This window comes from Hominiventricola aquisgranensis (genome assembly GCF_040096225.1).
In the GTDB taxonomy this organism is placed as follows: Bacteria; Bacillota; Clostridia; order Lachnospirales; family Lachnospiraceae; genus Hominiventricola; species Hominiventricola aquisgranensis.
This window is the reverse complement of the sequence record NZ_JBBMFC010000033.1, coordinates 1-23,030: the sequence shown is the minus strand read 5'-3', so window position 1 is coordinate 23,030 and position 23,030 is coordinate 1. Positions and strand designations below refer to the sequence as shown.

Sequence of the window (23,030 nt, the reverse complement as noted above, 5' to 3'; positions counted from 1 at the left end):
GATGCGGACGAGATCATCCGTCGTTCCCGGGAAAAGAACGTGAAGGTATCTGCCTGCCATCAGAACCGGTTCAACCTGGCAGTACAGGAGACCAGAAAGGCTCTGGAAGCTGGGCGCTTCGGAAAACTGTCCCATGGTTCCGTCCATGTACTGTGGAACCGGAACGAGGGCTATTACACTCAGGCTCCATGGAGAGGAAAATGGGCATCTGACGGCGGTGCGCTGATGAATCAGTGTATCCACGGCATCGACCTTCTCCGCTGGATGTTCGGAGATGAGGTAGATGAGGTCTATGGTGTGACCAGACAGCAGTTCCATCATTATCTGGAGGCCGAGGATATCGGTATGGCTATTGTAAAATTCAAGAACGGTGCCATCGGAACCATCGAGGGAACCACCAATGTATATCCGAAGAATCTGGAAGAGACCTTGTATATGTTCGGTGAGCACGGAACCGTGAAGCTGGGTGGTACTTCCACCAATAACATAGATGTATGGGCATTCGAGGATGAGCAGGCAGAGGACGCCAAGAATCAGAACCTGCAGGAAGCTACCAGCAATGTATATGGAAATGGTCATACCAGTCTGTATGCGGATGTGATCGATGCCATTGAGCATGACAGACAGCCGTATGTGGATGCTGTAGCAGGACGTAATGCGCTGGAGATGGTGCTTGCCATCTACAAGAGCCAGAAGGATGGAGTACCGGTAAAACTTCCGCTGAAACATTTCAAGAGTACGGATATGGCAGGAGAATTCGATGTTTAAGATCGGTGAGATAAAGATGAGCGAGCTTGCGGGGACAGCATTCCCGGAGCTTGCAGGAAGAGAAGGACTGCTGTACGGCGTATCTGATCCGGAAGCACCGGAGAGCAACAGCATGATCTACGTGAGGACAGAGGTTGCGGACAGCTATACGAAAGTGCATGACAGCATCTTTGTGACTAAAGAAGAAGTAGAGCTGTCGGGACTTCATGAGTCCTGTGTTCAGCTGAAGGCATCCATGCAGAAAAGTCTGTACGGTGTATTGCTGGAAACCTATAAAAAGCTGCTCCCGAAAGCAGAGCTGGTACAGAAGAATGGAAGCTATATCAGTTCTGATGCGAAGATCGGAACGGACGTGGAGATTGCACCTTTCTGTGTGATTGGAGCCGACGTACAGATCGGTGATCATTGCAGGATCGGAGCCGGAACCATTATCAAGGATCATGTACGGATCGGATCTCATGTGGAGATCCAGGAGAAATGTCTGATCGGCGTGGATGATATGGATGTATATCGTCTGGAAGACGGCTTATGCCGAGATCTGCCTCATCTGGCAGGAACCGTCATTGAAGATGGCTGCCTGCTGCTGGCTGGATCCATTCTGGCAGCTGGCGATTCCAGAACTACAGTTCTTGGAAAAAGCTCCGTGATCGGTATGCTGGGCGATGTGGGACACAACTGTGTGATCAAGGAGTTCAGTTCTGTAGGAGGAAAATCAAGTATTTCCGGTCATTGTGACTTGGGAGAACATGTATATATTGCGCCTATGGCAGTGACCACCAACCGGATCAGCGTGGGAGATCATGCCTATCTGGGAATCGGAGCCGTGGCGATCAAGGATGTGCCAGAAGGGGAAAAGCAGTTTGGCAACCCGGCACGGAAAGTACTGGAGTTAAAGAAGAAATAAGGAGACATTCATGGTTCAGAACATTTTAGATTATCTGGAAGCCACAGCGGCGGACTGTCCTGACAAACCGGCTTTTGAAGATCTGGAACACAGCTATACCTTTGCACAGGTGCTTGGAAATGCAAAAAGGATCGGATGTGCACTGCTTCAGGTGTTGCCGCAGAATGCACCGGTTCCGGTGCTGATGGAGAAGGAAGCCTGGACCCTGAATGTATTTATGGGAGCAGTCTGTGCAGGCTGCTTTTATACGTTGGTCGAGCCGGAGCAGCCGGACGAGCGGATCCGCACGATCCTGGATACGCTGGAGGCAGAGGTTATCGTTACCAGCGGAAAGCTGGCAGAGAGAGTTGCTGCCCTTGGATTCACTGGTAAAGTGTTGTTGGCAGAAGAGCTGGTGGAGTCGGTCATTGATGAAGAGGCACTTGCCAGTCGCCGAAAGATGGTCTGTGATGTGGATCCACTCTATGCGATCTTCACTTCCGGTTCCACAGGAGTGCCAAAAGGTGTGGTGGTATCCCACCGTTCCGTTATCGATTTTACGGAGCATTTCACAAGGATCTTTGGATTTTCCAGAGAGGATGTGATCGGCAATCAGGCACCCTTTGATTTTGATGTATCGGTGAAGGATATTTATCCATGTCTGAAGATGGGAGCGACTCTGGAAGTGATTCCGAAGAAATACTTCAGTGTTCCGAAGAAGCTTCTGGATTTTCTGGATGACAGAAAGGTGACCAGTCTGACCTGGGCTGTATCCGCACTCTGCATCATCTCCATGTTGAAGGGCTTCCGGTATAAGGTACCGACCACTCTTCGCAGAGTCATGTTCAGTGGTGAGGTGATGCCGGTGAAGCAGCTCAATTACTGGCGGGAATACCTGCCGGATGTGCTGTATGTGAATCTCTATGGACCGACCGAGATCACATGTAACTGTAATTATTATATTGTGGACCGGGAGTTCACGGAAGATCAGACACTTCCCATCGGAGTGCCATTTCCGAATGAGCGGGTCTTCTTATTAGATGAGGAAGATCATCTGGTGACAGAGCCGGGCGCATTGGGCGAGATCTGTGTCTCTGGTACAGCTCTGGCATTGGGCTATTATCGAAACTCAGAGAAGACGTCGGAAGCGTTTGTACAGAATCCGTTGAATCATCGGTATCTGGAACCCATTTACCGCACCGGAGATCTGGGACGGTATGAGAACGGGGAGCTTTATTATGTGACCCGGAAGGATTTCCAGATCAAGCATATGGGACATCGGATCGAGCTGGGAGAGATTGAGACTGCGTTCCAGGCACTGGATGGAATCAGCCGTGTGTGCTGTATCTATGATGAACCGAATACGAAGATCATCGGATTCTACGTGGGCGAACTGGAGGCAAAGGAGATCATCGAAAGGTTGACAGAGCGGCTTCCCCGGTTTATGATTCCTAATGTATTCCGTCAGGTGGACGAGATGCCGCTGACCAAGAACGGCAAGATCGACCGGAAGTGTCTGATGGAGGAGTATCGGGAATCCATGCAGAACCGTGTAAAGAGTTAGAGCAGGAGGTAGCGTCTGTGACAGAAGAAAAACTGGAAGGACTGGCAGTTCAGCTGGGAACGCCGTCTTTTGTGTTTGATACTGATATATTGAAAAAGAGAGCCGGATGGATCAAAGAGATGATTCATCCGGCGAAGCTGTGCTTTGCCATCAAAGCAAATCCGTTCCTGGTGGAAGCACTGGAATCCCAGGCGGATCGATATGAGGTGTGTTCTCCGGGAGAGTTTCACATCTGTGTGGAGAGAAAGCTTCCCATGGAGAAGATTGTTCTTTCCGGCGTGAACAAGGAGTATGAGGATGTACGCTATGCCATGGAGCAGGGGGTGACCCATTATACAGCAGAATCCAGAAGCCAGCTGGAGCTGGTGAGCCGCTGTGCGGACGAACTGGATCGTCAGGTGGAGCTGCTGCTTCGTGTGACCAGCGGCAATCAGTTTGGAATGAGTGAGGCGGATGTGACAGAGTGTATCCGCGACAGAGAGAAGTTCCCTCATGTGACTATGGTCGGGTTGCAGTATTTTACTGGAACTCAGAAAAAAATCATGAAAAAGATTGCCGGGGAAGTAGAGTACATCGAAGATTTCGCCAGAAGACTGGAGGAAGAAGAACAGTTTGTGACTAAGGTGCTGGAATTTGGCCCAGGTCTTGGTGTGCCTTATTTTACCAAGGATGATTTTGAAGAGGATGAGCGTCTGCTGACAGAGTTTATGGAGCTGTTCCAGGAGCCAAGACCTTATGATATCGTATTTGAGATGGGACGGTTTCTGACCGCATCCTGTGGATATTATATGACGAAGATCATGGATCAGAAGAAAAATGATGCGGTCAACGTGTGTATCGTAGATGGAGGCATCAATCATGTAAATTACTATGGTCAGAATATGGCCATGAAGACGCCGATTCTGTCTTACTTTCCGCAGCATTCACTGGAAGAGAAGGACGAAGAGGAATGGACCGTCTATGGTTCCCTGTGTACGGTGGCTGATATTCTGCTGAAGAAACTGCCGCTCACCGATGCAAGAGTAGGAGATTATCTGGTGTTCCACAATATCGGTGCCTATTCGGTGACGGAAGGAATCTATCTGTTCTTAAGCAGAAAGATGCCGAAGATTTATCTCTACAGTGAAGACGAGGGTGTAGTGAAGCTCCGTGATGGACTGGAGACATGGATGTTGAATACTTGTAAATAGGAAGATACAAAGTAGATACAGATGTTATACAAACTTATATAGCGCGGTCAGTGGACAGCGCGGAAATGGAGAAAAGAAGTACCATGGAAGAATTAATGGAAGTATTATCAGCTCTGAAACCGGAGATCGATTTTACAAAGGAGACAGAACTGATCGATGAAGGCCTTCTGGAATCCTTTGATGTGATCACACTGATCGCAGAGCTGGAGGATCAGTTTGGTGTGGAGATCCCGGCAGAGGAGATCGTACCGGAGAACTTTAACTCCGCAGAGGGTATCTGGAGATTACTGGAGAGAATGAAGGAGGAAGCATAAGATGCAGTTTCGTGATTTAAAGAGCCAGTATCAGGCACTGAAGCCGCAGATGGACGAGGCCATTCAGGCAGTACTGGATTCTTCTGATTATATTGCAGGAGATCAGGTAGAGGAGCTGGAGAAAGAGCTGGCAGAGTACGTGGGTGTGAAGAATTGTGTTTCCTGTGGAAATGGAACGGATGCACTGGTCCTGGCATTGAAAGCATGGGGAATCGGAGCAGGGGATGCGGTATTTGTACCGGATCATACATTTTTCTCTTCTGCAGAGTCTGTGGCATTTGTGGGAGCAACTCCGGTGTTCGCAGATGTGCATGAGGATACCTTCAACGTAGATGTGGAGAGCATGGAGCGTTGCATTCAGGCAGTGATCAAAGAAGGAAAATTAAAGCCGAAGGCCATGGTAGTCGTAGACCTGTTCGGACTTCCGGCTGACTATGATAAGGTACTGGCACTGGCAGAGAAATATGGTCTCTATGTGCTGGAAGACTGTGCACAGGGATTTGGAAGCACCTATCATGGAAAGAAAGCCGGTACATTCGGACATATTGCAACCACCTCCTTCTTCCCGGCGAAGCCGCTGGGCTGCTATGGAGATGGCGGTGCCATCTTCACTGACAATGATGAATGGGCAGCACTGCTTCGTTCTATGAGAGTACATGGAAAGGGTAGCAGCAAATATGATAATGTCCGTCTGGGCATGAACTCCCGTCTGGATACCATTCAGGCAGCAGTTCTGCAGGTGAAATTAAAAGCATTCAAAGAGTATGAGCTGACAGATGTGAACCGTGTGGCAGCCAGATATACAGAAGCACTGGCAGACTGCGTGAAAGTTCCGCAGATTCCAGAAGGCTATACTTCCAGCTGGGCATCTTACAATATTCTTTTCAAAGATGAGGCACAGAGAGATGAAGTACGTGCTTATCTGCAGGAGAATGGTATCCCGACCATGATCTATTATCCGAAGGGACTGCATCAGCAGAAGGTATTTGAGAATTGCTGTCTGTACGGCGAGATTTTGCCGGTAACTACCAGCATCTGTAGACGGACACTGGCAATCCCGGTATCTCCCTATCTGGCAGAAGAGGATCAGGATAAGATCATTCGTCTGATCCGTGAAAAAACAGGAGCGTAAGCATGAATATACTTTTCATTTCCTATGATTCTTATAAATATGATGGACGTCTCAGAGAACTGATCAAAGTAGCGCAGGAGCTGGGTGAAGTTACCTTTATCACTCGCGATGAGGGTGAAGAACCAATAAGCGGACAGCACATTCTGTATAAGGGTTCCGGATATTTGAAATTCATTTCCTTCTGTGCAAAGCAGGCGAAGAAAATGCAGGATGTAGACACCATTTTTATCGATAACCGGAAGGGAATCCTGCCGGGCTATCTGGCAAAGCGTCTGACAGGTGCCACCTATGTGATCCAGGATTGCCGGGAACTCTATGATATGAAGAGTGCGGCTGGTATCCCGGGACGGATCGGCTGTCTCATGGAGAAGATCTTCACCAGACATTCAGATGTGGTCATCGCAGCCAATGCATTTCGCGCAAAGCTTATGGTGAAGATGTTCGGGCTGAAGAAGCGTCCGTTCAACTATGAAAATATCCGTCGTCTGGCATACTCTTCTGAAGATAGAGCTCGTCAGGTGGAGCAGGAGTGTCAGGAATTCTTTGCAGAAGAGAAGTTCCGTATCATTTCTACAGCAGGCTGCGATATGACCCGTACTACCGGAAAGATGATCGAGGCCATGAAGGATCTGGGGGAGAAGTATGAGCTTCTGCTCATCGGTGACAGTGAGGAAGAGGATGAGGAACTGGCGCATCGGATCATTCAGTATTATGGACTGACCAATGTGAAGATCCTGCCCCGGATGGACCAGGATCATTTGAAATATTTTATCGATCACAGTCAGGTGGGTATGGTGACTTATCACCAGAGAGACCTGAATAATAAATATTGTGCCAGCGGCAAGATCTTCGAATTCTTATTTGAAGGAAAGCCGGTGGTCACATCTACCAATCCTCCGTTAAAGGAGTTCTGCGAGAAATACGGTGTGGGAATCGCAGATGATGATTATGCACAGGCGATCAAAGCAGTGGCAGAGCACTACACTAAATGGCAGGATGCCGTGCATTATTTTGTGGATCATGTACATGTGGAGCGGAATAATCACAGACTTGCCCAGAAGATTCAGAATGCACTGGAGGAGAAACAGGCATGAAAAAGGTAATGTTGGTATTTGGAACCAGGCCGGAAGCAATCAAGATGTGTCCGCTGGTCAATGAACTGAAGACCCGGAAAGGGATAGAGACTGTCGTATGTGTAACCGGTCAGCATCGGCAGATGCTGGATCAGGTGCTGGAAGCATTTCAGGTGGAGCCGGACTATGATCTGTCTATTATGAAAGACCGTCAGACCCTGTTTGATGTGACGACAAATATTTTAAACCGGATCAAAGCAGTGCTGGAAGAGGTGCAGCCGGATGTAGTACTGGTCCATGGAGATACTTCCACTACATTTGTGACGGCACTGGCATGCTTCTATCTGCAGATCCCGGTGGGACATGTGGAGGCTGGTCTTCGTACCTACAACATCTATTCTCCCTATCCTGAGGAATTCAACCGTCAGGCAGTGAGCATTATTTCTGCCTATAATTTTGCACCTACAGAGCTGTCCAAAGAGAATCTTCTGCGGGAAGGCAAGAATCCGGATACCATCTATGTAACCGGTAATACGGCCATTGATGCGCTGAAGACCACTGTGAGAGAAGACTATACCCACCCGGATCTGGAGTGGGCAAAGGGAAGCCGTCTCATCATGATCACGGCCCATCGCCGGGAAAATTTAGGCGAGCCCATGAAGCATATGTTCCGTGCCATTCGCCGGGTATGCGACGAGCATCCGGATATCAAAGCCATCTATCCGATCCACATGAATCCGGTAGTCCGTGAGATCGCGGACTCCATTCTGGGAGATGATGAGCGGATCCGTATCATTGAGCCTCTGGATGTGCTGGATTTCCATAATTTCCTGTCCAGAAGCTATCTGATCCTTACGGACAGCGGTGGAATTCAGGAAGAGGCGCCGTCTCTTGGAAAACCGGTGCTTGTCATGCGTGATACTACCGAGCGTCCGGAAGGAATCAAGGCAGGAACACTGAAGCTGGTGGGAACCGATGAGGAAGTCATCTATCAGAATTTCAAACAGCTTCTGGAGGATGAAGAAGCTTATCGGGCAATGAGCACTGCAAGCAATCCTTATGGTGACGGATTTGCCTGCAAGCGAATTGCGGATATTCTGGAAGGAAAAGCATGAATCTGTATTTGATTGTATTATTGCTGCTTGCGGCAGGAGCGGTACTGGAATGGTTCAAGCCCAAGTATCAGCAAAAGATATTTACTGTCTGCTGGTGTGTGACTACGGCAGTGGTTGCCCTGCGGTTTGGACAGGGAACAGACTATGCCACCTATGAGGGTATCTATCGGACGATTCCTGCGGTAATCGATCTGACCAAAGGCTATATCTGTGGATTCTATCCGGAGATGGGCTGGCGGTTGTTCTGCGCCTTTTTCAAACTATTCCAGGCACCGTTCTGGACAGTGACCATGGCAGCAGCAGTGATCGAGATGCTGTTGCTTGGCCGTTTTCTGAAAAAATATGTCCCGTATCAGACTACGGGACTGTTTCTGTCTTATCCGGTGCTGATCTTTGTCTACATGGTATCGGGGCTGCGCCAGGCCATGGCGATCTGTATCTTCTTAGGACTGGTGCTTCCGTTCTATCTGGAAAAGAAATGGATCCAGTATGTGATCGGTGTATTGATCGCGGCATCATTCCATAAGGTGGGATATGGATGGCTGGTGCTGGTGATCGCATACTATATTCCTGTGTGGGGCATGGTGACTCTGACAGGAGCAGCGATGGTTGTTGGGCTGGTAATTCAGATTCCAGTGGTGGAGCAGTTGATCCTGGGAATTCTGCCATTCTATCATATGACACATTTTCTCACAGAGGGCAGCATGAGCCTGTTTGCTGTGGGCGAGCGTGTGGTGAGTTTTGCAGTATTGCTGATGCTATATATATGGCTTTGCAGGCAAAAGGAAGAGATTCCCAAGTGGGTACAGCAGTTGTTCAAAGTATATATCTGTGGTGTCTGCTTTTATATGTTGATGTCAGGGAATGCCTATTATGCCAGCCGCTATGCGACAATCTTCAAGGTTGTGGAGTGTGCGGTGGCAGCAGGACTTGTGGCATGTTGTCGGAGTTCTGAAGATATGATGATAACGGAGAAGCCCCATATTGGTACAGGCATACCTTTCCGAAAATATGTAGGAACCGGAGTTATGACATTTTTCCTGTGTCTCACACTTGTGATGGGCGTGAAGAATCTGAATGCGGCGGTAAGTGAGGGCGGATATGACAAGCTGGGCGTGAACCTGTTTACTTATCCTTACGTATCCGTTCTGAATCAGCAGAAGATCAATGATTATTATGATTATCAGGAAAAGACAGACCAGATGTATGAGTACAATCTGGAAGACCAGCAGCTGTGGATGCTGGAATCACAGGAGGAACCATGAGGCTGGAAATCTTACGGACGGCAATCCTGTTTTTCGGTGGAGCATTTTTCGCCGGATATGGATTGCGACGAGTATTAAAACTTCATAAAGAAGGATTTTGGTTTTCCATTGTAGCAGGTGTGATGGTCTGGTGGGCGCTGATGGAGCTGATCCTTGTGCCGATGACCATGAAGCTTGCATCTTTCCATAGCTTTGTGATGGTATATACCATTGTAGCCGGAATGGTCTCACTGGCAGGGGTGTTCTGCTGGAAAGATATTCTGGAAGATGGGAAAGAATTTCTGAAGAACTGGCGACAATATGTGACACTGGGACATCTGGTGGCACTGGTATTGATCTGTTATCAGTTGTGGTTCCTTCACCATCATATGTATCTGGAGTGGGATGACACTTATTATGTGAATCTTGCCAATGAAGCTGTCTGGTCAGATAAGATCTACTGGGTCTATCCGGAGACAGGAGCTATGGCGGATTTTGATAAACGATATGTGTTATCTCTGTGGCCCATTTTCTATGCATGGTTATCAAAGCTGATCGGGATGATCCCGACAATCATGGCCCACACGATCCTGCCCTGGCTGATCATTCCTCTGGCATATATGGTGTATGGACTGCTGGGAAAGAAATTGTTTCCAGAGGACATTGGTCTGCAGGGAATGTTTCTGGCATTTGCAGTACTGCTTCATCTCTTTATGAGCGGAGAGCATACTTCGGGGCTGACATTTCTAAGCATTACCCCATGGGTGGGAAAGGGAATTCTGGCTACAGTTCTTATCCCATTGCTGTTTTACTGGATGCTTCGGATCGCTCTGCAGGAAAAAACATGGGCAGACTGGTGGATGCTTGGTGTGACAGGGCTTGCAGGGTGTCTCCTGTCATCCATGGGAATTATGCTGACACCGGTATTTGTAGGATTGACGATCCTGGTGGTTTCGTTAAAGAAGAAAAGTATTTCCTGTCTGGCGTATGGAATCGCGGCTTGTATTCCGTGTATTATTTTAGGTGTGTATTATATTTATCTGACCCATTGATGCTGACAGAAAAGAATTTTGAAAGGATATAAGATGCAGGATTTTTTTACAATAGCTAAAACTGATTTTCTCGATACCTTTCAGGGAGCCTGGATCTTTCCGCTGTTATTGATCGTATTGGTTTTTATTTTCTGGAAAGAGAAAGATGGCATGCGAAAACTGCTGTTGGGCGTGCTGCCACTGCTGTTTTTATTTATCTACTGGTGTCCGTTGACCGGGATGCTGTTCATGAAGCTGCTGGGAGAGAACGTATACTGGCGGATCCTGTGGCTGATCCTGATAGCTGTACTGATCCCCTATGGATGCTGTCTGCTGATCGGTCATCTGAAAGGATGGCTGCGGCAGGGGGCGTTTCTGATCGGGATGGCAGTGATCATACTGTGTGGAACACCATTGTTAAAATCAGAGGAGTTTCAGGCATCGACCAATGATTATAAGATTCCGCAGAATGTGGTGGCAGTCTGTGATCTGCTTCCAGGCAATGTTCATGCACTGGTATCCAATCGCCTGATGCCTTATATTCGGTTGTATGATCCGTCACTTACGCTAGAGTACGGACGGAATATTTTGACTTACAATGTAAGGGAAGTGGATAGCCCGCAGGCAGCTCTGTATAAGGCAACTCAGGAAGAAGAAATGGATGTTGCATTTGTCGCATCTTTAGCCAAAGAAGAAGGATGTACATTTCTGGTATTTTCTAACAGCCACATGTACAGTGATAACTGGGAGTCTTATGGCTATAAAGAATATGGTCATACGGATGAATTTACCATATTTGTAGACACAGATTATGAGGAAGGACAGAATACAAAAAAATGGGAAGAGTAAAGCAATTAAAACCGTTCGTTAAGGTATATGTGGGACTGATCCTTGCATTTTTTGTTTCCATGGCACTGGTATTTTGCATTCCGGATTCCTGGATCCAGAACAATGTGAACAGCTCCATAGAGATCATGGATGGAGAGGGATCTTATCCTATGTATTTCTTCTATCGTCACAACTCCATCATGGATGTGCATACAGAAGGAGTTATGTATAATGGGCTGATTCCGAACCGGGATTACAATCCCATTCAGGCATCGGTGAGTATCAATCAGTACCCCAGATACTGGCATGGATATATGCTGTATCTGCGGCCGCTGAGTGTGCTGTTCCAGATTACGGAGATCCGGTATCTTGGCATGCTGGCATTTCAGATTCTGCTGTTCTGGAGTGCGTGGATGATCGCGAAGAAGACCAGGCCAGCCTATGCAGTACTGTATGTACTGTCAATTGCCACAGGAAATGCGGCGCTGTCGTCTGTATGTCTGCAGTTTTTATCTACATTTCTGGTATTATTCGTGTCCATCGGGGTTCTGATGAGCAGGTATGAGAAGCTGCGAATGAAAGAGATGGGATTTTTCCTGTTCTTCTTTGTAGTAGGGATGATAGAGAATTTCTTTGATTTTCTGACTTATCCGATCATTACGTTGGGAATTCCGCTGATCCTGCTGTTGTGGATGCGGGTACGGGATGAGAAGGCTGATCTGAAGGATAATCTGTTGTTCACCATCTGGTCATCCATCTCCTGGGGAGTTGGTTATGCACTGACCTGGATTGCGAAATGGGGAATTACGACAGTCGTTCTTGGTGTACGGTATTTTATCAGAAACCTGAGCGTGATTGAATATCGTCTGAACGGAAGTGAGGAGGAGCCGCTGGATCGGATCGGAACTCTTCAGAAGAATCTGAAGGCGTGGCTCAATATCCGTGACAATGGAATGATCAGCTGGAGTAAGGTAGTAATTGTAATCGCAGTTATCGCGTTGATTTTACTGATCTGGAAGAAAGCAAAGGATATGAAGACGATCCTGGCTTATCTGCCCTTGCTGCTGGTGGCAGCATATCCGTATATCTGGTATCTGGTCATGTCCAATCATTCCCAGATCCACTACTGGTACACGTACAGAAATCAGGTTCTTACCTTGTTTGCAGGACTCATATTCCTGGCGAGCATCTTAAAATCAAAAAATGAGTAACGAAAAGCGGCTGATCAGCTCAGCCGCTTTTTTCTGACTTTATCAATAAATGCTTGTCCAAGGATCGCCTTTAATCCCAGTTTGATGAAGAATACCAGTTCCAGCAGAATCCATTTTGGGGTGATAGAAAGCTCCCCGAGCTCTTTCTGCATCCGCAGCTGCTCTTTGTGTGCCTGCCATTTGTTTCGATCAGAGACACCGGAGATCTCATAGACCGCGATGGGAAGCCCACAGTATTCAAAGGCAAGTCCTTTGGAATAGGCTTTTAAGAAAAAGTGATGGTCTGCACAGATCTTATAGCTGGTGTCATAAGGAAAACGCAGAGCTACATCCCGCTCGATCAATGCAGACTGGTGACAGAAGGCCATCTGTCTTGGCAGCGTGGTTAAAGGTTTTGCCGGATATCGCTTTACTTGTCCCTGATAGGTGCAGAGAGTATCCCCATAGAGAATCTGGGTATCAGGATCATCAGCAAAAATATTACGAAGAACCGATGCATTGACAAAGAGGTCACCGGCATTCAGATACATGACCCAGTGACCGGTTGCCATAAGGGTTCCCTTGTTCATAGCATCGTAGATTCCTTCATCTTTCTCGGAAACATAACGTAAAGAAATGTTCTTTTCTTTGAAAGACGGTCTGAGCTGTTCCAGATATTCTTTTGTTCCATCAGTAGAATCGCCATCGACCACAATATATTCAAAATTTCTCCACGTCTGTGAAAGAACGCTGTCCACCGTCTGGGCCAGGTCTTCTTTGGCATTATAGCAGACAGTGATGATGGATAAGATAAGTCCAAAGTAATACATACAGGCTACTCCTTGTCAAGATAAGCAGTCTCACTGCCGCGCAACGGATGGCGGTCCAGATGATAAGTATCACGGATCACATACTGCGGACTGCTGTTCAGACTGATATAGATGCGGCCAATGTATTCGCCGCAGATTCCCAGCATGATCATGATCATACCGCCAATAAACAGATTCACAGCCATCAGAGAACTGTAGCCAGGAAGGATGCCGGCCGGGTGCAGAATCTTTTCAACGATGATGACCAGACCAAGAATAAAACCGATTACAGAGCAAAAAGCACCGGTAAAGGTAGCAATCCGCAGAGGCTTAATGGAAAATGCAGTAAACCCATTGGAAAACAGCGAGATCAGCTTTCCCAGTGTATAGGTGGAATGCCCGCTTAACCGTTCCCTGTCTGCCATGGGAACACTGGCAATCTTTCTTGTGGATCGCAAGATCAGACCATCGATGTAAGGGTACGGATTTTTGTATCGGAGAATCTCATCAGCAATAAAAGACCGCATGGCGATGAAATTAGACACGGTCAGATCCTTTGGTTTGTCCAGAAGAGAACATACCATCGCATCATTGAGACGGCTGCCGAGGACACGGAAGAACGATTCCTTTCGTTCCTCAAATTTGTATTTTGCGAGGGAAACATCATATCCCTCATGGAGTGGAGCCAGAAGCTCCCACAGGTGATCCATGGGACATTGTCCGTCATCATCCAGGAATACGATCCAGTCACCGGAGGTATAGGAAAGACCGGCCATCATGGCAGCATGCTGGCCAAAATTCCGGGTCAGATCCACTACCTTCAGAAAAGAGTGAGTATCTGCATAAGCAGTTAATACGTCCAGTACATGATCCGGTGAATAATCATTGACAGTGATCACTTCGTAATCGTATTCTGATCTTTCTTTCATCTTGTCCTGGATCTCTTCCAGAACCGGGATGATTGTTTTTTCACTGCGGTAGCAGGGAATGACAAAGCTGAGTTTCATAATGTATAACCTTCTTCTAAATTACAATGATGTCTCATTGATCAGGTTCAGTACGGTATTTCCGATATATTCCATATCAGAAGTATCATAGCGCTGATCAATGGGCAGAATGCACAGATGCTCGGATAGATAACGTTCCCAGGAACTGGATCCGGGATTCTCCAATGTCTCTGTCCAAAGCGTCGGTACGTAGATTTTACTCTGAATCAACGCATTTTTCAACTGTTTCTCTTTCCACAAGAATGGATAGGACATGGCAGGGGCAGATCGAAAGACCGGGAACTCATTATATGGAGATAAGATCCGATGAAGAGCAGCCAGGTTTTTATTTCTGGTCTCCTGCACCTGTTCGTAGTTGACAGAAGACAGAATTCCGGAAGTCAGGCGGGACATGGCGGAAGGACCGCAAAAACCAAGGCGGGTTTCATTCTCTTTATTTAAGGAATAGGAATAGTTAGTTCCTCTTTCTAGACTATGCAGCAAATGGACCGAATAGATGCTGGAATACCGTTCGGCAATTTCCCGATGTCTGATGTTATGGTGGATTACATAGCTTCCGTCACTGACACCGAAGAATTTTCTGCAGGAATAGACCTGCCATGCCTGGGGATGCGGTTTTGTAAAAAAGGATTGTGTGTTATCAATGATAATCTGTCCGTGGAATTGATGCACCAGATGTTCAATGACCAGTTCTGACTGAAGTCCGAAATAATTGACCCAGAGAATCCCCTCCTGATCATATAAAGTGACATCTGTCGGCAGAAGCTGATCATCGATATGGTAATAACCAATTTCTACATCGGGAAGACAGATATGAATGGCATCCTTTACTGTGTCACAGAGCCAGTAAGGAAGATAGATTTTCTTCCAGCCGGCATCTTCAATGGCGTAAGTGATCGCATATCGTCCGGCATTTAAAGCAATCACATCCTCTCCTGTATAATATGGTCTGCCTTTGGATAGCTCCAGCGGCAGATATCCCCCGTATTCCTTTTCCATAACAAACTCCTTTAGTTCTTTTGTAAATCAAAATTTATTATAAGCCATAAGAAAAAATGCGTCAACCTATGGAAAATATTTACTTGTTTTTTTGTTGAAATTTAAGAAAAATTAAGTTGAACATCAGGTAAAAGAACGATATGCTAATATAATAAAGGTGAGGTATCGAAGATGATCTGGAAGAAAAAATGTTTTTGGGCAGTTGTCTGCCCGATGATGTATATATTGATATTACTGACAGCTGTGCCTTTTGTCTACGGAATTGTGGATGACCGGACCATGATGGAGGTGATATCAGGCCAGTACCTGGGGATACCGGATGCCCATGGCTTCTTCACTGGTTACTGGTATCCGCTGCTGGTAGCGGGACTCTACCGTGCAGTGCGGAACGTGGACTGGTATGCGCTTGGATACATTTTTCTGCAGGTATGCTGTATGGGACTGATGGCATGGAGGCTGACAGAGCTACAGGAACGGCGGGAAGATCGTGACAGACTGGCTGGCAGACCGGGAAGAAAGATTCATATCTGGCCATTGGCGCTGATCGTACTATGGATGATCCTGGATATCAAGCCCATGACACAGCTTTCCTTTACGACTACGGCGGCAGTTGTGGCAGTGACCGTGATCTTCTGGTATATGACGGCGGAAGAGATTCAGATCAGAGATCTGGTGCTGCTGACAGTTCTCTGTTTTCTGAGCATTGAGTTGAGATTTTCAGTGTTTTGCATGATCCTTCCGGTCTGTGGTCTGTTGTGGCTGTTGAGGGTATGGGAGAACAAAGGTGCGGATAAGAAGAATCTGTGGATTCCGGCAGCACCGGTGCTGGCAGCTTTGCTGTATGTGGCGGGATTATTTATTGGATACGGCAGCGAGGACTGGCAGTTCTACAATGCGTTTAATAACACCCGTTCCCTGATCTATGATTACGAGGAATATATGTTTCCAAGATATGAGGATGAACAGGCACTCTATCACAGTGTGGGGGTTGACAGCAAAGCCAGAGCAAAGAATCTGTATTACTATAATTATACAGCGGATGATCGTGTGGATCAGTCTTTCTTTCTGGACTATTTTGAAAAGCGAAGTGAAAAGATCAGCGGACAGACCAATGTGGTACAGAAGCTGCGTCAGACAGTAAAAACTTATATAAAAGGAACACTTGCTGGAAAATATGAGTATCTTCATCTGGCAGCTATGTCAGGTTATGTGATATTGCTTCTGGGATGGATCTTCCGAAAGGATTGGAAGCGTGTGCTGGAGACCATCTGTATTCCAGGTATGCAGATCGTACTCTGGCTCTATCTGATCTACCGGGGCAGAATGCCGGAGCGGGTATTGATCAGTATGAATCTGATGCTGATAGTGCCGTTATTACTGCTGGCTCGTGAGTATGTGATGGATGATGCAGGCGGTGTGAGTCGGTCAGCAGCAAAGAAGGTGTGCAGAAAAGCAAGCCTGGCACTTTTGCTGGCAGCTATGGTCGTCGGGGCAGTATGGAAGGTCACGACTGTGCGTACACAGAATCTGGAGACTGCAAAATGGAATGAGAATGTAGAAAAACTAAAAGTCTATTGCATGGATCATCCGGATAACTTTTATTTTAACGATGTGACATCTATGGCAATGACCACCTACAATGTACATCTGTGGCAGAAGAATCCGTATGTGATGAACTATATGTCCCTGGGAGACTGGATCGCATACAGCCCGGTCTGGGAGAGAAAGCTTAAGCAGAATGGAATCAGCAGTGTGAAAGAGGCATTATATGGTGCAGACAATGTCTATCTGATCAGCAGTTTTGACCGGGGAACAGAATATCTGACAGAGCTCTATGAGAATGGAAGCTGTGAAGAGGTGGATAAAATAGCTGGATTTACAGTCTATAAGCTTCAAATATTGTAAATACTCCAAAGAAGTGTTAAAATAATTAGAACTATGGATTTTAACAGAAGCTGTGGAGGACAACAGAAGTCATGCGAAGATTCTGGATTTTTAATCATTATGCAACGACCCCGCTTACCGGACCGTTGCTTCGTCATTTTTATTTTGCAGAGTATTTAAAGGAAAAAGGAATAGAGACCACGGTATTTGCGGCCAATGAGCTTCATCAGACCGGCGGGTGCGTGGACACATATGGGAAGCCTTATCTTCGGACCGAAGAGGAAGGGGTTCCCTTTGTGTTTGTAAAGACCAGCAAATATCAGGGAAATGGATTGTCCCGTGTAAAGAATATGATCTCGTTCTTTACAGGACTTATGAAGATCAGCAGGAAGTATGCAAAAGAATATGGAAAGCCGGATGTGATCATGGGATCCAGTGCCCATCCGCTGACCAGTATTGCAGGCATTCTGATCGCAAGAAGATTTCATGTGCCTGCCATCGTGGAGGTGCGGGATCTGTGGCCGGAGGCGATCTTTTCTGTGGGCAAGGTGAAGATGAACAGTCTGCCAGGAAGGATGCTGAGTGCCGGTGAAAAATGGATGTATGTCCATGCGGATGCCATTGTGTTTACCAAAGAAGGAGATGTGGACCACATTAAGGAGATGGGCTGGGATACAGCGCATGGTGGAAAGATCGACCTGAAAAAATGCCACTATGTGAATAATGGTGTCAAGCTGTCAGATTACTATGAAAGTATCGAGAAAAATGTGCTGGATGATCCAGATCTGACATCGGATACCTTCAAGGTTGTCTATACAGGAACGGTCCGCCCGGTCAACAATGTGGGAAATCTGCTGGATACTGCGAAGCTTCTGAAGGACAAGAAGGATATTCAGTTCCTGATCTTCGGCGGTGGCAGTGAACTAGAGAAATTGCAGCAGCGGGTGAAGGACGAGCACATTGACAATGTGATCTTCAAAGGCTTTGTAGAGAAAAAATATATTCCGTATATTTTGAGCAGATCATCAGTGAATGTATTGAATTATTCCCAGAGCAACTACAACTGGTCCCGCGGAAACAGCTCCAACAAGCTGTTCGAGTACATGGCAAGCGGTAAACCCATCATCTCTACGGTAAAGATGGGATATTGTATTCTGGATAAATACCAGTGTGGTCTGTCTCTGGAGGAGTGCACTCCGCAGGCATTGGCAGAGCAGATTCTGAAGATCCATGATATGCCTGCTGAGACTTATGCGCAGATGGCGCACAATGCACAGGAGGGAGCCAAAGACTTTGATTTCTCCGTGCTGACAGAGCGGTTGTATCATGTGATCGAGAGTGTGGAGCAGAAATAAGCGTGGATATTAAAAAATACTGTGAGACATTAAAATATTTGAAAAAAAGTCAGATCAGATATCTGATCAAGAACCGTCTGACCAGAGGAAAAGCGGCGGAGACAGAGGCAAAAGCACCGGTTAAGGGAGAACTTGCGTTATGGATGCCAAGACTGGATGAACATCCAGACTACTTAAAGCGGTTTTCACTGGAAGAATTGCTGAATGGGAATGTGACGCTTCTTCATGAGAGCGGAACACCCAGTGGAAATGACTGGAAACATCCGGACAAATCTCATCTATGGAACTTTAACCTTCAGTATCTGGAGTTTCTGATTCCGTTGGTGGCAGCTTATCGGGAGACGAAGAATGAGAAATACTACACCTGTTTCCGTGATTACTGTGAACGTTGGATCAGTGACAATGCGGACGGAAAAGGAGATGGCTGGCATCCTTACACTATTTCGCTAAGATTAACGAATCTGTGGATCTGCCTGGATGGATTTGAAGGTCGGGTGCAGGAAGATCAGGTATTTTTTCTGAAACTGACAGACAGCATGTATGCCCAGTATCTGCATCTGCAGAAAAAACTGGAATTACATTTGCTGGGAAATCATTATCTGGAAAATCTCAAGGCAGTCATGCTGGGAGCCCTGTATTTTAAGGAGCCAGGCATCTATGCGGAGTATAAGTCCAGATTACAGGAAGAATTAAAAGAACAGATCCTGCCTGACGGGGTACATTATGAGAGAAGTATCATGTACCATAAGATCGTTCTGGAAGATGTCATGAGGGCAGCAAAGGGTGTGAAGGATGCAGATCAGTTGTTCTATCAGGAATTGAGTGCGTTGCTGCAGCCCATGACAGATGCCATGTATTCCCTGGAAGAGGGTATGGGACACACTCCATTATTCAACGATTCGGGAGATAATGTGGCCAGATCCATGTTGAGCCTTCTGGCGGCACTTCGGGAAGAATTTTCCATTGCACCAGTCAATAAGAACGCATTTCCCGACGCAGGATATTACTGTTTGAGACATCAGGGACTGAAGATCCTGATGGATGCAGGAGAGATCGCACCAGATTACATGCCGGGACATGGACATTGTGATGGTCTGAGCTTTGAGGTGTCTGTGAATCAGCATCCGGTCTTTGTTAACTCCGGAACCGGACAGTATCAGGGAAGCCTGCGAGGGTATTTTCGAAGTACCCGGGCACACAATACGGTGGTCATTGAAGGGGAAGAACAGTCGGAATGCTGGGGCGAACACCGGGTGGCAAAGCGGATCAGTCAGGTATCCGGCGACTGCGGTGCAGACTGGATCCATGGAGAGCTGGTCACTGCTACAGGCAGACATCAGGGTCGAACGATCTTGACAGAAGATCAGAAAGTGGTTGTAAAGGATCAGGTGATTGGATCAGCACAGGGGTATCTGCACCTGGCGCCGGATTATGAATATGAAGAACAGGACGGACAGGTGCTTGTGAAAGCAGTGGACGGCAACGTAATCTGCCGGATCATACCGGAGTTGTCAGATCAGATAAAGATCCACCGGGATGGAGAAATCTGCTCTTATGCACCGGAGTTTGGTCAGATAATGAAGATACAGGTTCTGGAGATCGCCTGGGAAGGTGATGGGTCAGAACATGAGATACAGATCAATTGGTAATCATTACACAAAGGAGAGAAAACATGATTAACGTAGTAGGACTTGGTTATATTGGACTTCCCACCGCATTGATGTTTGCGGCACATGGCGTGGAAGTAGTAGGAACAGACTATAATAAGGGACTGGTGGACACTCTTCAGTCAGGAAAGCCGACCTTTGAGGAGGACGGGCTGGATGAGCTGTTCAACGAGGCAGTGAAAAAAGGCATCCGTTTTTCTCATGAGTATCAGAGCACGGATATGTACATTATCGCAGTGCCGACCCCTTATGACAAGGCAAGCAAAAAAGTAGATGCAAGCTACGTGGCAGAAGCGGTCAAAGATGTGATGGAGGTCTGCCCCAAGGGAGCAACCGTAGTGGTAGAGTCCACCGTATCTCCGGGAACCATCAATAAATATGTGCGTCCGGTAGTAGAGGAGAGAGGCTTTGTCATCGGAGAGGATATCAATCTGGTCCATGCACCGGAGCGTATTATCCCGGGAAATATGGTATATGAGCTGAAACACAATTCCCGTACTATTGGTGCAGACAGCAGGGAAATTGGTGAGAAGGTAAAAGCTCTGTACAGTTCCTTCTGTGAGGGTGAGATCGTTGTAACAGATATCCGTACTGCAGAGATGACCAAGGTAGTAGAGAACACCTTCCGTGATATCAATATTGCATTTGCCAATGAGCTGGCCAAGATTTGCCGTTCAGATAACATGGACGTGTACGAGATCATCCGTATTGCCAACAAGCATCCCCGTGTCAATATTCTGACTCCAGGACCGGGCGTTGGCGGACATTGCATCTCTGTGGACCCATGGTTCCTGGTGGGAGATTATCCGGGACTGTCCAACATCATTCTGGCAGCACGTAAGATCAATGACTCTATGCCGGACTTTGTGCTGGAGCGGATCCACAACATTATGAAAGAGAATGGCATGACCGATGTGGGACGTGTAGGTCTCTATGGTCTGACTTATAAGGAAAATGTAGACGATACCAGAGAGAGCCCGACACTTCAGATGCTGGAGAGTATGGAGCGTCATCTATGCGGCGGTCAGATCAAGGTCTATGATCCGTATGTGACCAGAGATCTTGTTCCGAATCAGTACCATGATCTGGATAGCTTCTTACACGATGTGGACATGGTAGTTCTGCTGGTGGGACATGATGAGATCAAGGAGCATATGGACGAACTGAAAGGAAAGGTTGTACTGGACACCAGACATATCTGCTTCCTGGATGGGGTATACAGACTGTAGGAGAAGTAAGAAAAGTATGAAACAATTATTTTTGAATGTAAGTGATGGAAGTATGAAGCTGATCGATCAGCCTATGCCCACAGTAAAGGAAAATATGGCTTTGGTGGAGAGCCTGTACACCGTTGTCAGTGCGGGAACTGAGAGAGGACTGGCTTCCTTTGGTGGAAAGAATCTGATTCAGAAAGCGCTGGAACGCCCGGATCAGGTAAAAAAAGTAATGGAGAAGTTATCAACAGACGGGATCGTAACTACCATTGAGAGTGCTTTTAACAAGCTGGCAGAGCCCATGCCTATGGGATATTCCGGTGTGGGACGTGTCATTGCCTGTGGAAAAGGAGTGACCGAGGTGCAGGCCGGAGATCTGGTGGCAATGGTGGGAACTGCTTACCATTGTGAGATCAACCGTGTAAGCCGTACCATGCTGACCAAAGTACCTGAGGAACTGACTGATTATCGCCAGGCAGCATTCTGCGCGCTGGGAGGTATTGCTCTGGAAGGAATCCATCAGGCAGAAGTGGTTCCGGGAGAGACCGTGGCAGTTATCGGTATGGGACTGGTGGGTCAGATTGTATGCCGGATCCTGAATGCTTATGGATGCGATGTGATCGGTTACGATGTGGTAGATAAGACCATGCCGGGTACCAGGCTGAAGGCGTTTATTAATTCTGGTGATGACAATGCAGCGGATATGACGAAAGCATTGACCAGAGGCCGGGGTGTAGACAAGGTGATTATTACCGCAGCGACCAACAGCAATGCACCGATGGATCTGGCTGCAGCGATTGCCAGAGATCGTGGCATCATCTGTATGATTGGTGTGACTCAGATGAATATTGACAGACGTCCGTACTATGAGAGGGAGCTGTCCTTTAGAATTGCACGTTCCTATGGAGCAGGCCGTTATGATTCTACCTATGAGCAGAAGGGTATTGATTACCCAATTGGCTATGTGCGTTTTACAGAAGGCCGCAACATTGAAGAGTTTGTGCGCCTGCTGGCGCAGGGAAGAATCAGCCTTGCGGATATTATTACTCATGAGATCCCGTTTGAAAAAGCGGCAGAAGCTTATGAGATGATTACCAAGAATCCGAATCATGAGCGTTATATTGGTGTTCTTCTGAAATATGATGAAAATGATACAAAATGGCAGAGTCGGATCGAGAATCCGAAGGCGAAGAGAGCGGCTTCTGGTGAGAAGATCCGCCTGGGATTGATCGGAGCTGGAAACTTTGTACGCAGTACCATGCTGCCAATCATGAAGGAGACAGGGCTCTTTGAATTCCGCGGACTGGCAACCACTGGCGGAGTGGGTGGCGCACAGGCCAATGATGGCACACCGTTTGGTTATACCACCAATAATTATCAGGAACTGCTGAGTGATCCGGAGATTGATCTGATCGCCGTATCCACCCAGCACAACAGCCACGCTAAGTTTGTGATCGAAGCACTGAAGGCAGGAAAGAATGTCTACTGCGAGAAGCCGCTGTGTCTGACTCTGGATGAACTGACAGCGATCAAAGAAGCTTATGAGCAGTCTGAAGGCGAATTGTTCGTGGGACTGAACCGGAGACATGCACCGCTGATCCAGCAGATCAAGAGAGAGATGAAGACGGATCAGATTCCGGCAGTCTACGATTTTATCGGAAATGCCGGATTTATTCCGAAGGATCACTGGGTACATGATGAAGCAGCAGGTGGCGGCAGGATTCTTGGCGAGGCATGTCATTTTGTGGATCTGATCCAGTATC

Annotated in this window: 20 protein-coding genes; 17 read left to right on the top strand and 3 right to left on the bottom strand. The window is 47.2% G+C overall.

Annotated elements, in window-relative coordinates; translation table 11 throughout:
- The 12 genes from WMO62_RS14025 to WMO62_RS13970 all read left to right on the top strand — a co-directional run.
- On the top strand, positions 1-768 hold a 768-nt coding region (locus WMO62_RS14025; RefSeq protein ID WP_349145068.1), incomplete at its 5' end, for a Gfo/Idh/MocA family protein.
- On the top strand, positions 761-1,672 hold the full coding sequence (locus WMO62_RS14020; protein ID WP_349145067.1) for an LbetaH domain-containing protein: 912 nt from the start codon (positions 761-763) through the stop codon (positions 1,670-1,672). The genes WMO62_RS14025 and WMO62_RS14020, both read left to right, overlap by 8 nt.
- Before the next feature lie 10 nt (positions 1,673-1,682).
- Complete coding sequence (locus WMO62_RS14015; protein ID WP_349145066.1) at positions 1,683-3,215, top strand: amino acid adenylation domain-containing protein; 1,533 nt, start codon at positions 1,683-1,685, stop codon at positions 3,213-3,215.
- A 17-nt stretch (positions 3,216-3,232) separates the two neighbouring features.
- Positions 3,233-4,405 (top strand): diaminopimelate decarboxylase family protein, encoded by a 1,173-nt coding sequence (locus WMO62_RS14010; protein WP_349145065.1) that lies wholly within the window; start codon positions 3,233-3,235, stop codon positions 4,403-4,405.
- An 83-nt stretch (positions 4,406-4,488) separates the two neighbouring features.
- Entirely contained in the window at positions 4,489-4,719 is a 231-nt protein-coding gene (locus WMO62_RS14005; RefSeq protein WP_117496930.1) for an acyl carrier protein, read from the top strand.
- Position 4,720: 1 nt separating this feature from the next.
- Positions 4,721-5,851 carry a DegT/DnrJ/EryC1/StrS family aminotransferase gene (locus tag WMO62_RS14000; protein ID WP_349145064.1) on the top strand — a complete coding sequence of 377 codons (1,131 nt, stop codon included), beginning with the start codon at positions 4,721-4,723 and terminating at the stop codon, positions 5,849-5,851.
- 2 nt (positions 5,852-5,853) lie between these two features.
- Positions 5,854-6,945 carry a glycosyltransferase family protein gene (locus WMO62_RS13995; RefSeq protein ID WP_349145063.1) on the top strand — a complete coding sequence of 364 codons (1,092 nt, stop codon included), beginning with the start codon at positions 5,854-5,856 and terminating at the stop codon, positions 6,943-6,945.
- Positions 6,942-8,039, top strand: a complete 1,098-nt coding sequence (gene wecB / locus WMO62_RS13990) for a non-hydrolyzing UDP-N-acetylglucosamine 2-epimerase (RefSeq protein WP_349145062.1) — start codon at positions 6,942-6,944, stop codon at positions 8,037-8,039. Before WMO62_RS13995 ends, wecB begins: the two co-directional genes overlap by 4 nt.
- Positions 8,036-9,304, top strand: a complete 1,269-nt coding sequence (locus tag WMO62_RS13985; RefSeq protein WP_349145061.1) for an EpsG family protein — start codon at positions 8,036-8,038, stop codon at positions 9,302-9,304. The genes wecB and WMO62_RS13985 overlap by 4 nt, the downstream gene beginning before the upstream one ends.
- On the top strand, positions 9,301-10,335 hold the full coding sequence (locus tag WMO62_RS13980; protein WP_349145060.1) for a DUF6077 domain-containing protein: 1,035 nt from the start codon (positions 9,301-9,303) through the stop codon (positions 10,333-10,335). Before WMO62_RS13985 ends, WMO62_RS13980 begins: the two co-directional genes overlap by 4 nt.
- A 33-nt stretch (positions 10,336-10,368) precedes the next feature.
- Positions 10,369-11,163, top strand: a complete 795-nt coding sequence (locus tag WMO62_RS13975) for a hypothetical protein (RefSeq protein ID WP_349145059.1) — start codon at positions 10,369-10,371, stop codon at positions 11,161-11,163.
- Complete coding sequence (locus WMO62_RS13970) at positions 11,151-12,353, top strand: hypothetical protein (RefSeq protein WP_349145058.1); 1,203 nt, start codon at positions 11,151-11,153, stop codon at positions 12,351-12,353. The genes WMO62_RS13975 and WMO62_RS13970 overlap by 13 nt, the downstream gene beginning before the upstream one ends.
- 14 nt (positions 12,354-12,367) lie before the next feature.
- Here the strand turns inward: WMO62_RS13970 and WMO62_RS13965 are convergent, their stop codons facing one another.
- From WMO62_RS13965 to WMO62_RS13955, 3 genes are read right to left on the bottom strand one after another with little or no spacing between them, the layout of a single operon-like run.
- Positions 12,368-13,162, bottom strand: coding sequence for a glycosyltransferase family 2 protein (locus WMO62_RS13965; RefSeq protein WP_349145057.1), 795 nt, complete (start codon positions 13,160-13,162; stop codon positions 12,368-12,370).
- Positions 13,163-13,167: 5 nt separating this feature from the next.
- A complete protein-coding gene (locus WMO62_RS13960; protein WP_349145056.1) occupies positions 13,168-14,148 on the bottom strand; it encodes a glycosyltransferase family 2 protein in 981 nt (326 codons plus the stop codon).
- 21 nt (positions 14,149-14,169) lie between these two features.
- A complete protein-coding gene (locus WMO62_RS13955; protein ID WP_349145055.1) occupies positions 14,170-15,147 on the bottom strand; it encodes a hypothetical protein in 978 nt (325 codons plus the stop codon).
- A gap of 171 nt (positions 15,148-15,318) precedes the next feature.
- On the opposite strand from WMO62_RS13955, the gene WMO62_RS13950 reads away from it, so the two are divergent.
- From WMO62_RS13950 to WMO62_RS13930, 5 genes are all read left to right on the top strand, one after another.
- Entirely contained in the window at positions 15,319-17,052 is a 1,734-nt protein-coding gene (locus WMO62_RS13950) for a hypothetical protein (RefSeq protein ID WP_349145054.1), read from the top strand.
- A 71-nt stretch (positions 17,053-17,123) separates the two neighbouring features.
- A complete protein-coding gene (locus tag WMO62_RS13945) occupies positions 17,124-18,386 on the top strand; it encodes a glycosyltransferase (protein WP_147601496.1) in 1,263 nt (420 codons plus the stop codon).
- 2 nt (positions 18,387-18,388) lie between these two features.
- A complete protein-coding gene (locus WMO62_RS13940) occupies positions 18,389-20,035 on the top strand; it encodes a heparinase II/III domain-containing protein (protein ID WP_349145053.1) in 1,647 nt (548 codons plus the stop codon).
- Between the two features lie 23 nt (positions 20,036-20,058).
- Positions 20,059-21,282 carry a nucleotide sugar dehydrogenase gene (locus tag WMO62_RS13935; protein WP_349145052.1) on the top strand — a complete coding sequence of 408 codons (1,224 nt, stop codon included), beginning with the start codon at positions 20,059-20,061 and terminating at the stop codon, positions 21,280-21,282.
- Between the two features lie 16 nt (positions 21,283-21,298).
- Positions 21,299-23,030 (top strand): bi-domain-containing oxidoreductase (locus tag WMO62_RS13930; RefSeq protein ID WP_349145051.1); only part of this gene is annotated, 1,732 nt, incomplete at its 3' end.